Origin of the sequence: Sphingobium chungbukense (assembly GCF_001005725.1) — a bacterium.
GTDB classification, from domain to species: domain Bacteria; phylum Pseudomonadota; class Alphaproteobacteria; order Sphingomonadales; family Sphingomonadaceae; genus Sphingobium; species Sphingobium chungbukense.
In genome coordinates this window covers 292,666-305,863 of sequence record NZ_LBIC01000004.1, presented here as the reverse complement: position 1 = coordinate 305,863, position 13,198 = coordinate 292,666, and the positions used below count along the sequence as shown (strand labels likewise).

At 65.5% G+C, this 13,198-nt stretch carries 17 protein-coding genes; 9 read left to right on the top strand and 8 right to left on the bottom strand.

The features are described 5' to 3' along the window. Window positions 1-63 precede the first annotated feature (63 nt). Window positions 64-378, top strand: a complete 315-nt coding sequence (locus YP76_RS10765) for a hypothetical protein (RefSeq protein WP_046763588.1) — start codon at window positions 64-66, stop codon at window positions 376-378. Here YP76_RS10765 and YP76_RS10760 read toward each other — a convergent pair whose 3' ends face one another. Further along, the gene (locus tag YP76_RS10760) at window positions 379-1,698 is read right to left on the bottom strand and encodes a homoserine dehydrogenase (protein WP_046763587.1); all 1,320 of its coding nucleotides are present in this window, start codon (window positions 1,696-1,698) and stop codon (window positions 379-381) included. Window positions 1,699-1,789: 91 nt separating this feature from the next. Further along, window positions 1,790-2,518 (bottom strand): hypothetical protein, encoded by a 729-nt coding sequence (locus tag YP76_RS10755; protein WP_232307512.1) that lies wholly within the window; start codon window positions 2,516-2,518, stop codon window positions 1,790-1,792. Here YP76_RS10755 and YP76_RS28670 point away from each other — a divergent pair. The 7 genes from YP76_RS28670 (at window position 2,417) to YP76_RS27760 (ending at window position 6,277) form a co-directional block, all read left to right on the top strand. Further along, window positions 2,417-2,695 carry a hypothetical protein gene (locus YP76_RS28670; protein WP_232307514.1) on the top strand — a complete coding sequence of 93 codons (279 nt, stop codon included), beginning with the start codon at window positions 2,417-2,419 and terminating at the stop codon, window positions 2,693-2,695. The two genes, YP76_RS10755 and YP76_RS28670, sit on opposite strands and share 102 nt — an antisense overlap. Window positions 2,696-2,917: 222 nt before the next feature. Beyond that, on the top strand, window positions 2,918-3,574 hold the full coding sequence (locus YP76_RS10750; RefSeq protein WP_046763585.1) for an energy transducer TonB: 657 nt from the start codon (window positions 2,918-2,920) through the stop codon (window positions 3,572-3,574). 83 nt (window positions 3,575-3,657) lie between these two features. Beyond that, window positions 3,658-4,416 carry a MotA/TolQ/ExbB proton channel family protein gene (locus YP76_RS10745; protein WP_046763584.1) on the top strand — a complete coding sequence of 253 codons (759 nt, stop codon included), beginning with the start codon at window positions 3,658-3,660 and terminating at the stop codon, window positions 4,414-4,416. A gap of 111 nt (window positions 4,417-4,527) precedes the next feature. Further along, window positions 4,528-5,016, top strand: coding sequence for an ExbD/TolR family protein (locus YP76_RS10740; RefSeq protein WP_046763583.1), 489 nt, complete (start codon window positions 4,528-4,530; stop codon window positions 5,014-5,016). A 19-nt stretch (window positions 5,017-5,035) separates the two neighbouring features. After that, on the top strand, window positions 5,036-5,458 hold the full coding sequence (locus YP76_RS10735; protein WP_046763582.1) for an ExbD/TolR family protein: 423 nt from the start codon (window positions 5,036-5,038) through the stop codon (window positions 5,456-5,458). Between the two features lie 284 nt (window positions 5,459-5,742). Beyond that, a complete protein-coding gene (locus YP76_RS10730; RefSeq protein WP_046763581.1) occupies window positions 5,743-6,060 on the top strand; it encodes a pilus assembly protein PilZ in 318 nt (105 codons plus the stop codon). A gap of 55 nt (window positions 6,061-6,115) precedes the next feature. Next, window positions 6,116-6,277 (top strand): hypothetical protein, encoded by a 162-nt coding sequence (locus tag YP76_RS27760; protein ID WP_157035748.1) that lies wholly within the window; start codon window positions 6,116-6,118, stop codon window positions 6,275-6,277. Here the strand turns inward: YP76_RS27760 and YP76_RS10725 are convergent. The 3 genes from YP76_RS10725 to YP76_RS28660 are packed head-to-tail and all read right to left on the bottom strand — an operon-like array spanning window position 6,256 to window position 9,335. Beyond that, a complete protein-coding gene (locus YP76_RS10725) occupies window positions 6,256-8,040 on the bottom strand; it encodes an ABC transporter transmembrane domain-containing protein (protein ID WP_046763695.1) in 1,785 nt (594 codons plus the stop codon). The genes YP76_RS27760 and YP76_RS10725 overlap by 22 nt on opposite strands. Before the next feature lie 42 nt (window positions 8,041-8,082). Then, a complete protein-coding gene (locus YP76_RS28665; RefSeq protein WP_232307510.1) occupies window positions 8,083-8,823 on the bottom strand; it encodes a hypothetical protein in 741 nt (246 codons plus the stop codon). A 23-nt stretch (window positions 8,824-8,846) separates the two neighbouring features. Next, window positions 8,847-9,335 (bottom strand): hypothetical protein, encoded by a 489-nt coding sequence (locus tag YP76_RS28660; RefSeq protein ID WP_232307509.1) that lies wholly within the window; start codon window positions 9,333-9,335, stop codon window positions 8,847-8,849. Between the two features lie 96 nt (window positions 9,336-9,431). Between YP76_RS28660 and dgcA the strand changes: the two genes are divergently transcribed. Then, window positions 9,432-10,406, top strand: a complete 975-nt coding sequence (gene dgcA, locus YP76_RS10715; RefSeq protein WP_046763580.1) for an N-acetyl-D-Glu racemase DgcA — start codon at window positions 9,432-9,434, stop codon at window positions 10,404-10,406. A 39-nt stretch (window positions 10,407-10,445) separates the two neighbouring features. Here dgcA and YP76_RS10710 read toward each other — a convergent pair whose 3' ends face one another. From YP76_RS10710 to YP76_RS10700, 3 genes are all read right to left on the bottom strand, one after another. Beyond that, on the bottom strand, window positions 10,446-10,835 hold the full coding sequence (locus YP76_RS10710; RefSeq protein WP_046763694.1) for a hypothetical protein: 390 nt from the start codon (window positions 10,833-10,835) through the stop codon (window positions 10,446-10,448). A gap of 95 nt (window positions 10,836-10,930) precedes the next feature. After that, window positions 10,931-12,115 carry a mechanosensitive ion channel family protein gene (locus YP76_RS10705; RefSeq protein ID WP_046763579.1) on the bottom strand — a complete coding sequence of 395 codons (1,185 nt, stop codon included), beginning with the start codon at window positions 12,113-12,115 and terminating at the stop codon, window positions 10,931-10,933. A gap of 27 nt (window positions 12,116-12,142) precedes the next feature. Next, window positions 12,143-13,153: a DNA topoisomerase IB gene (locus YP76_RS10700; RefSeq protein WP_046763578.1), complete on the bottom strand. Its 1,011-nt coding sequence runs from the start codon at window positions 13,151-13,153 to the stop codon at window positions 12,143-12,145. Between the last annotated feature and the right edge of the window lie 45 nt (window positions 13,154-13,198).

Below are 13,198 nucleotides of genomic sequence, written 5' to 3'. Positions count from 1 at the left end.
ATAGGCTTAATGCAACGGAAGGGCGTTTGCCGCGTTGGCCCGGAAAGAATCGGAAGGGCCGCGATGATGATCCTGCTGTTGATGGCCGCCAGCCTTGCCGCCCAGTCCGAAGGCGTGCCGCATCGCATCGCCAGGGTTCGCCCGGCGCCCTGCCAGGCCGTGCCCTCGCTTTGCATCACGGGCGGCGAGATGGAAGGGCCGCGTCTCGTCAGCGACACGTCTCCCACCAGCGATGGCAAGATGAACGCCTATCGTTTCGACGCGCGACCCTGCCGGATCATCGGCAACCTGGATTGCCCCAAGCGCGCCAACCGTCAGATCTTCCGGCTGGGCGAACCCATCGAACGGACGCTGGCGCGCAGCTTCGGGGCCGACTGATCAGTCGAGAATGTGGATGACCATGGGCGTCTGGAGCAGGCTGTCCGATCCGGCCAGCCGCTCCAGCGTCTCGCGCACGCAGCGCTCCTCGCCCGCATGGGTGACGATCGCCACCAGAACCCCGTCCGCCTGATTCGCGCCGCGCTGGATCATGCTCTCGATCGAGACGCCCGCGTCGCGGGTGGCGGCGGCGATTTCCGCCAGCACGCCGGGGCGATCCTGGACCTTGAAGCGCAGATAGGCGCGGCCGACACGCTTGCCGGCATCGGCGGGCTTCTGCTGGGCGAGGGCGGCGACCGGCATGGCGAGCGCATCGCCATATTCGTCGCGCGCCACGTCGATCAGGTCCGCCACCACGGCCGAAGCGGTGGGGCCATCGCCCGCGCCGCGTCCCTGGAAGAACAGGCGGCCGACGAAATTGCCTTCGGCCACCACGGCGTTCAGCGACCCATCGACATGGGCGAGCGGATGGTCGAGCGGCACCAGCATCGGATGGACACGCTGGAACAGGCCGTCTGGGCCGTTCTCCGCCATGCCGACCAGGCGGATGCGATAGCCCAGCGCGGCGGCTTCGGCGATATCGGCGGCGATGACATGGCGAATGCCGGTGATCGCGACCGCATCGAAATCCAGCTCCGTGCCGAAGGCGAGGCTGGCGAGGATCGTCAGCTTGTGCGCGGCATCGACGCCATCGATGTCGAAACTGGGGTCTGCCTCGGCATAGCCCAGTTCCTGCGCTTCCTTCAGCACCTCGTCGAACCCGCGGGGGTTTCCGGATTCCTTGGCCTTCTCCATGGTGGTGAGGATGTAGTTGCAGGTGCCGTTGAGGATGCCGTAGACGCGGCTGATCTCGTTCGCTGCCGCGCCCTCGCGCATGCCCTTGATGACCGGGATGCCGCCTGCCACCGCCGCTTCATATTTGAGCGCCACGCCCGCCTTTTCCGCCAGGGCGGCAAGGTCGAGGCCATGATGTGCCAGCATCGCCTTGTTCGCGGTGACGAAGGGCTTGCCTGCGCTCAGGCATTGGCGGGCAAGGGTGAGGGCAGGGCCGTCCGCTCCGCCGATCAGTTCGACCACCACGTCGATGTCGTCACGGGTCGCGAGCGTCGTCATGTCGTCCACCCATTCATAGGGCGACAGGTCGACACCGCGATCCTTGTTCCGGTCGCGGGCGGAAATGGCGACGATCTGGATCGGGCAACCGGCGCGGCGCGCGATCAGGGCGGCATTCGTCTGAAGCAGCCGAATGACGCCCCCGCCCACCGTGCCGAGGCCGACGAGCGCGACGCGCAACGGGGCATGGCGGTGCAGATTGGTCATGGCTTCCTCTTGTCCTTCCGTCAGGCGTGAAGCGGCGCTGATAGCCGCCTGCGCGTATCTGTCCAAGGAAAAGCAGGATTCGCCATGTCGATCATTTCGCTGCCCGCGTGCGCCCGCAAGGGCCGAGTGCATCCAGTACGAATCGGTAATCGGCACGAGCCGCCTCCGCATCCGGTCCCGAAAGGGCGCGGACCGATCTGGCGGGCAGTTCGGCGGGCAAACCGCAGGCAAGGCGATACCAGAGCAGGCTGCCACGCACCGGCGGCCTGGCAGCTTCATCGACGATCTCGCCCAGTGCCACCGCCCAGCGCGGTTCCTGCCCGGGTCGACGCAGGATCGACAAGGACACCGGCTGGCCGCTTTCAGTGCGCAGGAAGATTTGCGTCTCACCCTCGCCCGCGATCGTGCCCGCAACATGGAAGGCGTCGCCCATGGCGGTGATGCGCGGCGGCGCGTCGTTGGCGATCAGATCGGCCAGAATCGTCTTCACCCGATCCAGTTCGGCGGGAGAGGCGGCGATCTGGGCATCGCGTGCGACGAGCTGTATTTCACCCGGCCGGCCACCCGGCCGCGCGAACAGGATGACCTGCGCCTTCTTGAGCTTTGGCATCTTCCCCCGTCCATCGAGCGGGGCGTCATAGAGGTAGCGGACCGTGGGACTGATTCCCCCTTCGCCGCGAATCAGCGTCATAACATTCGCCTCGATAAAGACCCTCTGATGGCCGGCCGGGACAGTTCCCGCCTGCTCGGGACGCAATTTTATGATGTTGCCAATCCGCGCCTGTGCAACCAGCGGGGCGGCATCCGCGAGGTCGACCACGTCCGCATAAGACAGTCCGACGGCCCGTTCGTATGGTTGCGCTACCAATCGGCTGGATGGCGTCTGAGCCACGGAAATCTGCGATTGTGCGGCGGAAATGAGGCAGAGGAAGGCGAGCTTCCGCAAGGCTATGGTGGATTTCTGTTTCATCTTCGTCCTAATGATGGCAGTCCGTGACATGTTTGTCACATGCAAGTCTTTCTGGTGTGTAATGGCGGTCGCAAATGATCATATCGATAAAGCGTTTGCGTGCCACGATGCGCCGCGATAGGAGTTCGCACGGTAGCAAATGGACGGATAGGGGCCAAGATGACCAGGGAGACCTGGCCAGCTCGGGCCGTTTTTGGCTTATTTGCCGATAATCAACTAGTAAGCTGAGTTAAGGAGTGTCGTTGCCGAATGGCCTATGCTGACCACTCGCAAGGATCGAGTCGCACAGTCTCGATCATTATCGTCGCCCTGATTCACGCTGTTCTGGGTTATGCCTTCGTCACCGGTCTTGGCATGAAATATGTCAAAAAGGCGGCGGAACAGCTGAACGTGATCGACGTGAAGGAGGAACCGCCACCACCGGACGAGGAGCCGCCGCCGCCGCCGCCAGATCAGCCGATCGAACCGCCGCCGGTCGTCGCACCGCCGCCGATCGTGCAGACCCCGGTTCAGGCGCCGCCGATCCAGACGGTTCGCACGCCCCCGCCGGTGTTCAATCCGGTTCCGGTCGCCGCACCGCCGCCGCCGGCTCCGCCGCCGCCGGAAGTGCCCGCATCCCGTGCGTCTCCGCGCAGCAGCCCCGGCAGCTGGCTCAGCGACGCCGACTATCCGAGCCGTGCGCAGCGTGAAGAACGCTCGGGTACGGCTGGGTTCCGGCTCGAAATCGGTCCGGATGGTCGCGTGACCAACTGCACCATCACCTCTTCGACCGGCCATGCCGATCTCGACGAGGCGACGTGCCGCCTGTTGCCCAAGCGTGCGAGATTCAAGCCCGCTGTCGCAGCCGGGGGTGGGCCGATGTCGGACACGTACAACGGCCGCATCACCTGGCGTCTACCGGAATGATTTGACGGGCAGGCGGGCAGGCCAGGAACGATCCGGCCGCCGCCTTCCCCAGTTATTGATCCTTTGAGAGGGAAGTCTTGAACATGTTGATCTCTATCGCAGCGGCCGCCGCTCCCAAGTCGGCCAATCCTTACGGCCTCGCGGAGGCGCTCCAGCAGGGCGGCCTCATCGCCCAGACCGTCTTCGGCATCCTCTGCCTCATGTCGGTCGGCACCTTCTACATCCTGTTCACCAAGCTGATCGAACAGCAGAAGGTCATCAACCAGGGCAAGAAGGTTCGCGCGACCTTCTGGCGCTCGGCCAACCTCAAGGAAGCTTCGGCCAAGCTCGAAAAGAATTCGGCCTACAAGCAGATCGTCGACGACGGCATCAAGGCCCAGGACGAGCATGGCAAGCTGACCGACCCGGTCGAAGCCCATGACTGGCTGCACGGCTCGCTGGCCCGTTCGGAAGCCTCGATCAACTCCAGCCTGGGTGGCGGCCTCGCCTTCCTCGCGACCGTTGGTTCGACCTCGCCGTTCATCGGTCTGTTCGGTACGGTTATCGGTATCTACCGCGCTCTGATCAAGATCGGCGCCGCCGGTCAGGCCTCGATCGACGCCGTCGCCGGCCCGGTCGGTGAAGCTCTGATCATGACCGCTCTGGGTCTGGCCGTGGCCGTTCCCGCGGTGCTGGCCTACAACTTCCTGCAGCGCCGCAACAAGTCGATCGCCGAACAGCTGAACGGCTTCACCGTCGATCTGCTGGCCTATCTGGTGTCGAACGGCGCCGTGAAGCCGTCGGTCGCCGCTGCTCCGGCCGCTGCCGCTGCCAAGCCGGCCGCTGCTCCGACCAAGGCCTGATAGGCTGAGATGCCGGCAGGACCGGGCGGCGGCTGCGACCGCCCGGTTCTCTGCCGGACGTGGGCCCCGGAACGCCGGGGCGCCATCGACAAGCATGTTAGGAAATAATCAATGGCAATGAGTGTTGGCTCTGACGGCGGTGAAGAAAAGCCGATGTCCGACATCAACACGACGCCGCTCGTCGACGTCATGCTGGTGTTGCTCATCATCTTCCTCATCGCGGTCCCGGTCGTCGTCCAGACGGTTCAGCTACAGCTCCCCAAGGTCGCGTTCGAGCCGACGACGACGAAGCCGGAAAATGTCTCCCTGTCGGTTACGCAGGGGTCTGACGGCAGCTGTGCGGTCTACTGGAACCTGACCAAGGTGTCTTCGGACGAACTGCTCGACCGTGCGGTCGCGAAGCTCGAAGCGGACATCAAGAAGGCGGGCGGCGTTGAAAATCTGACGCCTGAGGATCTGCCTGAAGTGCATATCCGCGGCGACATCAACGTTCCCTATCGGTGCATCGGTGGCACCATCTATACGATGCAGCGCGCCGGTTTCCCGAAGGTCGGTTTCATCTCCGAGCCCGAACCGGGCACGACGACGCACCGGCTTTAAGTTTTAGGAGTATCGCCCCATGGCAATGAGTGCCGGAAGTGAAGATGGCGAACCGATGGTGGAAATGAACACGACGCCGTTGATCGACGTCATGCTCGTTCTCCTCATCATGTTCATCATCACCATTCCGATCCAGACCCACGCGGTCAAGATCGACCTGCCGCAGAACGCGCCGCCGACCGCCAGTGTCGTCGACCCGGTCAAGAACAAGGTCGCGATCGATGCCGGCGGCATCATCACCTGGAACGGTTCGGCCATCGACCTGCTGACCCTGCGTCAGTATCTGCAGCAGTCGCTGCGGTTGCCGGTCGAACCCGAACTGCAGTTCCAGCCGGATGCGCAGACCCGCTATGTCGTCGTTGACGAGGTGCTGGCGGAGATCAAGCGCGCCGGCGTGACCAAGCTGGGCTTCGTCGGCAACGAACAGTACGGCAAGTTCTAAATCAGAGCGGAACCGGTTTCTGGCAGCGCCAGGACCCGGTTCACGACAGACAAGGGCGTTTGAGGACCGGATACGCCGCCGCCGTCTGGCCGGGAATGTTTGACTTCCCGTTTCCGGGCGCGGGCAGGGGTGACGCAATCGGCCTTATCGCGCTGACTTTGATGGGGGCTGCTTCGGCGGCCCCTTATTTTATCTGCCTTATTTAATGCGCGCGACCCGCGGGGACTTAAATCTTCCTTTACCCTGATGGGGGATGATGCGGATGGTCAAATCGGCATTGGATCATGGGCGCCAAACTTCAAACCGAACTCAGCAGGGGCAATAGCCGTCTGGCGGACCGCCGGTCGGTGCTCATCACCGTTCGGGTGCGCAGACCGGGCGAAACCTGGTTCAAGAGCCAGATTGCGGACGCCACGACCACCGGATTCCGCCTCAAGAGCTTCATGAAGCTGACAGCCGGGGATGATCTGTGGATCATGCTGCCCGGCTTCGAAGGCCGCCGTGCGCGGGTGCAATGGAGCCGGGCGCACGAATCGGGCTGCGTGTTCGATCGTCCGCTACACCCGGCCATTCTCGATCACATCATCAAGATCAGCCAATAGCCGTTCCAGTTCTGCCGGTCAGACAGGCTTGGGCGGCTGTCGGCCGGTGCAAGACATGGCCATTCCCATCACCGCGGAACTGATTGGGTCCCGCTTTCTTCCGAAACCGCATCTGGCCCGAGGCAGCATCACCCCGGATGAAGTTCCGGACGAAGAGTGGGAAATGGCGGAACTCCACCCACAATCGATGAACGTTCAGCCCGCCGGAACATCCTGAAATTGCAGATTGGCTAGCCGCGCATAGAGCCCTTGCCGGGCCATCAGCGTGGCATGATTACCCTGTTCGACCAGCCTGCCTTCATCGAGCACCAATATCCGGTCCGCGGCGCGCACCGTTGCGAGCCGGTGGGCGATGACGATCGTCGTGCGACCCTGCATGAGCCGGGCGAGCGCGTCCTGCACCAGCCGCTCCGATTCCGCGTCGAGCGCGGAGGTCGCCTCATCGAGCAGCAGGATCGGCGCATCGCGCAGCAAGGCCCGGGCGATCGACAGGCGCTGGCGCTGCCCGCCCGACAAGCGTGCACCGCCTTCGCCGAGATAGCTGTCCAAACCCTCCGGCAGGGCGCGCAGGAAGCGTTCCGCATTGGCGGCGCGAGCGGCCGCCCAAATCTCCTCGTCGCTCGCATCCCATTTGCCATAACGCAGATTGTCGCGGGCGGACGCGGCGAAGATGATGCTTTCCTGCGGCACCATCGCCATCATCGCGCGTACCGCGGCCGGGTCGGCTTGCGTCAGCGGCACGCCGTTCAGGCGGATATCGCCCGAATCGGGATCGTAGAAGCGCAGCGCCAACTGGATCAGCGTGGACTTGCCCGCGCCGGAAGGCCCGACGATCGCCACCGTTTCGCCCGGCGCTATATCGATGGAAATGCCGTGCAGCGCGGCCTGATCGGGGCGGGTCGGATAGCGGAAATGCACGTCTTCGAACTGAAGACGTGCCCCATGGTCCGCGCCCGGCACCGGCACCGGCCGCGGCGGGACCGCGATCTGCGGCACGGCGATCATCAATTCATGCAACCGCCCGGCCGCACCCGCGCCGCGCAGCAGGTCGCCCCAGGTTTCCGACAGCGCGCCAAACGCCCCCGCGACTAGCCCGCCGGTCAACACGAAGGCTGCGATGCTGCCGCCCGACAGGCGCCCGGCTGCGACGTCCAGCGCGCCCTGCCACATGACGGCGGTGATCGATCCGAACACCAGCGCGATGACGATGGCGGTCATCGCCGCGCGCAGGGCAATGCGGCGGCGGGCGGTGGCGAAACCCATCTCGACCGTCGCGTCGAAGCGGGCGGCCTCCCGGCCTTCCTGGCCGAAGGCCTGGACGATCTTCATCGCGCCCAATGTCTCGGAAGTGACGCTGCCGACCTCGGCCAGCCGGTCCTGACTGGCGCGCGAAAGCTTGCGCACGCGCCGGCCGAGGCCGATGATCGCGACCAGGATGACGGGAATGCCCAGCAGCAGCAGCCCTGCCAGCTTGGGCGCCAGCGCGAACAGGTAGATCAGGCCGCCAATGCCCGTCACCACGTTGCGCAGGGCGATGGACACGGTCGATCCCACCACCTGGTCGATGATCGCAGTGTCGGCAGTCATGCGGGATGCGATTTCGGACGGCCGGTTTTCCTCGAAGAAGCGGGGTTCCTGCCGCAGCAGATTGGCCTGGGTGGCGGACCGGATATCGGCGACGACCCGTTCCCCTAGCCAGGATACGCAATAAAAGCGCGCGGCGGTCGCAGCGGCCAGGACCACGACGATGATGAACAGATATTCGAACCAGCGGCTGATATCGCCACCACCCATGAATCCCCGGTCGATCACCAGCTTGAATCCGCTGGGAATCGCCAGTGTCGCGGCGGAGGAGATGAACAGCGCGGTGAGCGCGCCGGCAATGCGGCCGGGATAGCGGCTGGCGAAACGCCAGATCATGCCCAGGCTGCCTAGGGCGGGGCGCGTTTTGTCGCGCGACGGCTTGTCCAGTTCCTCCATGCGCGTGCGCTGTAGCAGCCTGCCGCGCACTGTAAAAGGGGATCAGAGAACGGGCGCGATCTCCGCCGCCAGCGTCATGATGCGGCCCGCCGTCGCCCGTCCCGTCAAGGCATAGGCCATGTCGCCCGCCTCCCAATAGGCGATGACGTCGTCAGCCCGTCGGGCCAGCAGCGGGCGGGATTCTGCCGGGGTTTCGGCGCGGTCGGCGAAGAAGGAGAGCTGCTCGCCGTCCGGGGTGGTGATCGACACGGCCAGGGCGGGACTGCCGGATGTGGGATAGAGCTGGACGTCGTCGATCCGCCACCGCGCGGGCAGCGGCGGCAGGGTGATGCCGGTCGAGCGCCGGATTTCCCCCGGATTGAGCGTCGCGCTTTCCACCTGCGAAGCCATGCTCTGGCGCAACAGTCCCGTGCGGTGCGATGCGGCGGCTTCGTCCAGAAAGGTGCTGGCTTCCGCGCTTTGCGGAAACTCGCCCATTTCCCCGCGCGCGATCCAGCCGGTGGCGATCAGCGCGGCGATCCCGGCGGCGCGGGCGATATGCCGCCAGGCCCGGCCCCGTTCATTGTCGTTGGCGACGGGGATCGACGTGTCGCGGCGGCGTCCGACCAACGTGCCCTTGGTGCCGTCATGTCTCAACTGGAAGTCGATATGCGGCCAGCGCTTGCGCCAGCGCCGGGCGACCAGCCGCTCACCGGGGCGGGCCGCATCGTCGAGCAGCACGACGGCGCCTGGAGAGAGGCGCGCGAACAGGCTGTCCGCCGCACCGCGCACCAGCGGATGCACTGCCCAGGGCGGCCCGTCGATGATCAGCAGGTCAATGCTGTCGGGCAGGCTGTCGATATCATACCAGCGCCCCGGCCAGTCCCGGCTCTCCGCGACAAGGGGCGCATGACGCAGATCGGCATGCAGGCCATGATCGGAAAGCCAGTCGCGCGCCCCCCGCCATGCTGGGCAAGCGCGCGCGCCGCGATCAGCGTCGAGGCACCCGCGCCCAGCTCGACCACATTGGCCGGCCGCGCCCGCGCGATCTCGCGGACGATATGCCGCAGGAAACCGACATCCGCCTTCCAGCTCCCCAGATGCGGCAGCGCGTCATGGGGCAGGCCGAGTTCATCGAGCAAGGCCCGCTTGTCCGCCTTGCGCCCGCCCGACAGGCTGGCCAGCAGCCAGGGCCAGGTGATCGCGCCGAAGCCGATGCGCCAGGCCCAGTCGCCAAGGGCGCGCGGCCGGCGCCGGGCCGCCAGCGCGTCGGCATCGCCGAGGGGCAGCAGGCCGGTCAATTCTCTGGAGGTCACGGGTGCGCCTATCCTTTATCTGCGGGTCGAGAGGGGTTATGCGGCGGGGATAGCCGGTTCGCTCAGGCCCCACCATATTCAGCACAGGGAACGCCGATGACACGCCTCCTATCCGCGACTGTTGAACGCTGGCCGGTCGCGGGGGCCTTCATCATCAGCCGGGGGGCCAAGACATCGGTGGACGTCGTCGTCTGCACCGTGGCCGATGGCGCGCATGTCGGGCGGGGCGAGGGCACGGCGATCTATTATGAAGGCGAGACGGCGGAAGGCTGTGCTGCGGCGATCAACGCCTATGCCGGACCGCTGGAGCGGGAGGCATTGTTGGAGGCGATGCCGCGAGGCGCCGCCCGCAATGCGCTGGATTGCGCGCTCTGGGATCTGGAGGCGAAGCGTGCCGGAATGCCGGTGTGGCGGCTTGCCGGTCTGGACCAACCCAGGCCCTTGCCGACCGCCTTCACCATCAGCCTGGGCGAGCCGGAGAAGATGGAGGCGGATGCGCGGGCTGCGGCGGGGCGCGGCTTCGGCTTGCTTAAATGCAAGCTCACGGGCGAAGGCGACCGCGCGCGGATCGCGGCCGTGCGGGCGGGCGCGCCGGATGTGCGGCTGATCGTCGATGCCAATGAAAGCTGGCATGAACGCGACATCGTGGCTGAGGCAGGGGCGCTGGCGGAACTGGGCGTCGAGATGGTCGAGCAGCCGGTTTTCCACGGCAGGGAGGAGCGGCTGACCGGTATCAGGGCGCCCTTGCCCCTGTGCGCGGATGAAAGTTGCCATAGCCGCGCCGATCTCGACCGGCTGGGCGGTTTCGACGCGGTGAACATCAAGCTGGACAAGGCGGGCGGCCTGACCGAGGCGCTCGCCCTGTCGCGCGAGGCGAGGGCGCGGGGTTTCCGCGTGATGGTTGGCTGCATGCTGGGCACGTCGCTGGGCATCGCACCCGCCGCGCTGGTCGCGCAGGGGGCGGACTGGATCGATCTGGACGGCGCGCTGCTGCTGGCGAAGGACCGCGATGGCGGGCTGGAGATGCGCGACGGGCTACTTCATCCCGGCACTTTGTGGGGCTTGGATTGATTCTGTGCTCCTGCCCGCGCAGGAGCAGCAGGAACGCGATCAATAACCCAGCGTCAGACCCACCGCATAATATTTCGGCCCGACATTGGCCTTGGCGCGCAGCTTGGGGATCAGCGGCATGGCCAGCATGGCATAGGGGCGTATATTGTCGCCGCTGAAGCGCACGCCCGCGCCGATAGTGGCGGAAGCGGGCAGGGTATAGCTCGCCTCGACCCGCCCATAGAGCTTCGTATCGCCGTCGCGCAGATACACGCCGCCGCCCGGTGTCAGGCGGAAGCCGCCCATGCCCATCGCATAGCCTGCGCCGATTTCCGTTCCCCAATGACCGTCGGCGCGACCATAGTTGAGTTCGGCGCCGATCCCCTCGGCATGGGCTGCTGGCGCAAGGGCGAGGGCGGCGATGGCAGCCACCAGATAGATCGGTTTCATGGGCATCCGCAATGTCTGTTCATGGTCGGCCCCGGCCTGACTCCCGACGCTGTCTCAGGCAAGGGGGAGCAGGCCGGGCCGAGTCCGATATGCGATCAGGCGAGCCGGTCCTGGGCCTCCCTGCCCTTCTGGTCGACCCGCACCACGGGCTGCACATCCGGATAGGGCATGACGGCATGTCCATCCGGGGCGGCCGTGAAACTCGTCTGCGTCGGATAGGCGAACTCGATCCCCGCCGCCCTGAAGCGCTTCCAGATGGCGAGGCCGACCTGGTGCCGCGAGGCGAAATAATCGTGGGTATCGGGATCGGGCACGTCGAAATTGAGCTGATAATCGAGCGAACTCGCGCCGAAACTGACCAGCCCCGCATTGACGAAGATATGCCCCTGCGCCTCGACGATCTCCTTCAACATCGCGGGGATCGCATCGGCCTTGTCCTCCGGCGTCTGGTAGATGATGCCGATGGCGAAGGTCACGCGCCGCTGGGCGAGCATCTGGAGGCTGGTGATCTCCTTCTGCAGCAGATTGGCGTTGGAAATCACCTTCTTCTCACCGCTCATCGCGCGCAGATGCGTGCTTTTCAGGCCGATATGCTCGACCCGGGCGGTGGTCTGGTCATAGGTGATGACCTCGCCCTGGCGGAAGGGCTTGTCGAAGATGATCGACAGCGCGGCGAACAGGTCGGAGAATATGCCCTGCGCGGCGAGGCCGATGGCAATGCCGCCGATGCCCAGACCCGCGACCAGGCCGGTGACGTTCACACCCAGATTGTCCAGCACCACGATCAGAGCGATCGCGAACAGTGCGAACGTCACGAGCACGCGGATCAGCCCCATGGCATTGGCCAGGCTCTGGCTTTCGTCCGCCGAGGTGCGCCGTTCGACCAGCCCCAATATGATCTCCCGCGCCCAGATGGCGCATTGGAAGACGGCTGCGATGGTGAAGAGGAAGGCGACGGTCTTCAGCACCATCTGCGGTGGATTGGCATAGCTCACCACCAGCCGCGCCGCGACCATGGCCATGAAGAAATGAGTGGTCCGGGCGAAGGACCGGCCCGCGACATTGACGAAACCCAGCGTGTCGCCGGGTGCCCCCTTCAGCCGCCCGCCGATGCTGCGCAGTGCGGTCAGCAGGGTATAGATGACCACCGCCGCGCCGATCGCGATCAGGATCTGCCAATAATGGAGCGAGAACCAGTGAACCGTCGAATGCCACATCTCGGTCAGGTTGGGGGGGCGCACGTCAATCTCGGGAAGGGCGACGGGATCTTTCTGGGCCATGGAAATCCTTGGAACCGTGGGTACGGGTCAGGCCGCCCGCCGGAAAGCGCAAGCCATGTCCAGGCTTTCCAGCAGGGCGATCAGTCCTCGTTCGTAGCGGGACTGATAGCGGGTTGTGCGCGGCAGGCGAAGCCCCTCGCGCCATTCATCCTGTCCGTTGCGGCAAAGTTCCATCAACGCGGGATGAATATAGCTTTTGCGGCTGATCGCCGGGGTGTTGCCCAGCGCCTCCGCCACCGGCGCGATCATCTGCTTCAGGGAAATGCTGCCCGTCGCCAGCGCTTCGAAGGCGATGACGGATGCACCCCAGGTGCGGAAATGCTTGGCGGTGAAGTCGCCCCTCATGGCCTGCGCGATATAGGCGTTGACGTCGCTGGAGGTGATGGGCCGGGCGACGCCCTCCTCATCCAGATATTGGAACAGATGCTGCCCCGGCAGGTCCTGCACCGCCCGCACGAAGCGCACAAGCCGGCGGTCGGTGATCGTCAGTTCATGCTCCCGTCCCGACTTGGCGCGGTAGCGCAGGCGCAGCGCCTGCCCCCGCAGGTCGACATGGCGGCGGCGCAGGGTCGTGGCGCCGAAGCTCTTGTTCGCGGCGACATATTGCTCGTTGCCGACGCGCACCTTGGCGAGGTCGAGCAGGCGCACGACCGCGGCGAGCGTCTTTTCCTTGGCAAGGCCGCGCCGCGACAGATCGGCCTCGATCCGTGCGCGCAGCTTCGGCAGGGCGTGGCCGAAGGCGGCGCATCCGGCATATTTCTCCGCTTCGCGCGCGGCGCGGAACGCGGTGTGATAACGATATTGCTTGCGTCCCCGGTCGTCATAGCCGGTCGCCTGGATATGGCCGTCCGGGTGTGGGCAAAACCAGCAATCGCGATAGGCGGGCGGCATGGCGATGGCGTTCAGCCGGTCGATCTCCTCCCGGTCGGTGATCCGCGTACCGCCGGCGTCGAAATAGGCCCATCCCCGTTTCAGCGCCCGGCGCGTGATACCGGGCATGCCGTCATTGGCGTGGATGATGCGGGGCGTAGCGGGCATGATCGTCTCACGCCATCAAACCCGCCATGCCTTGCTTCGTTCCAC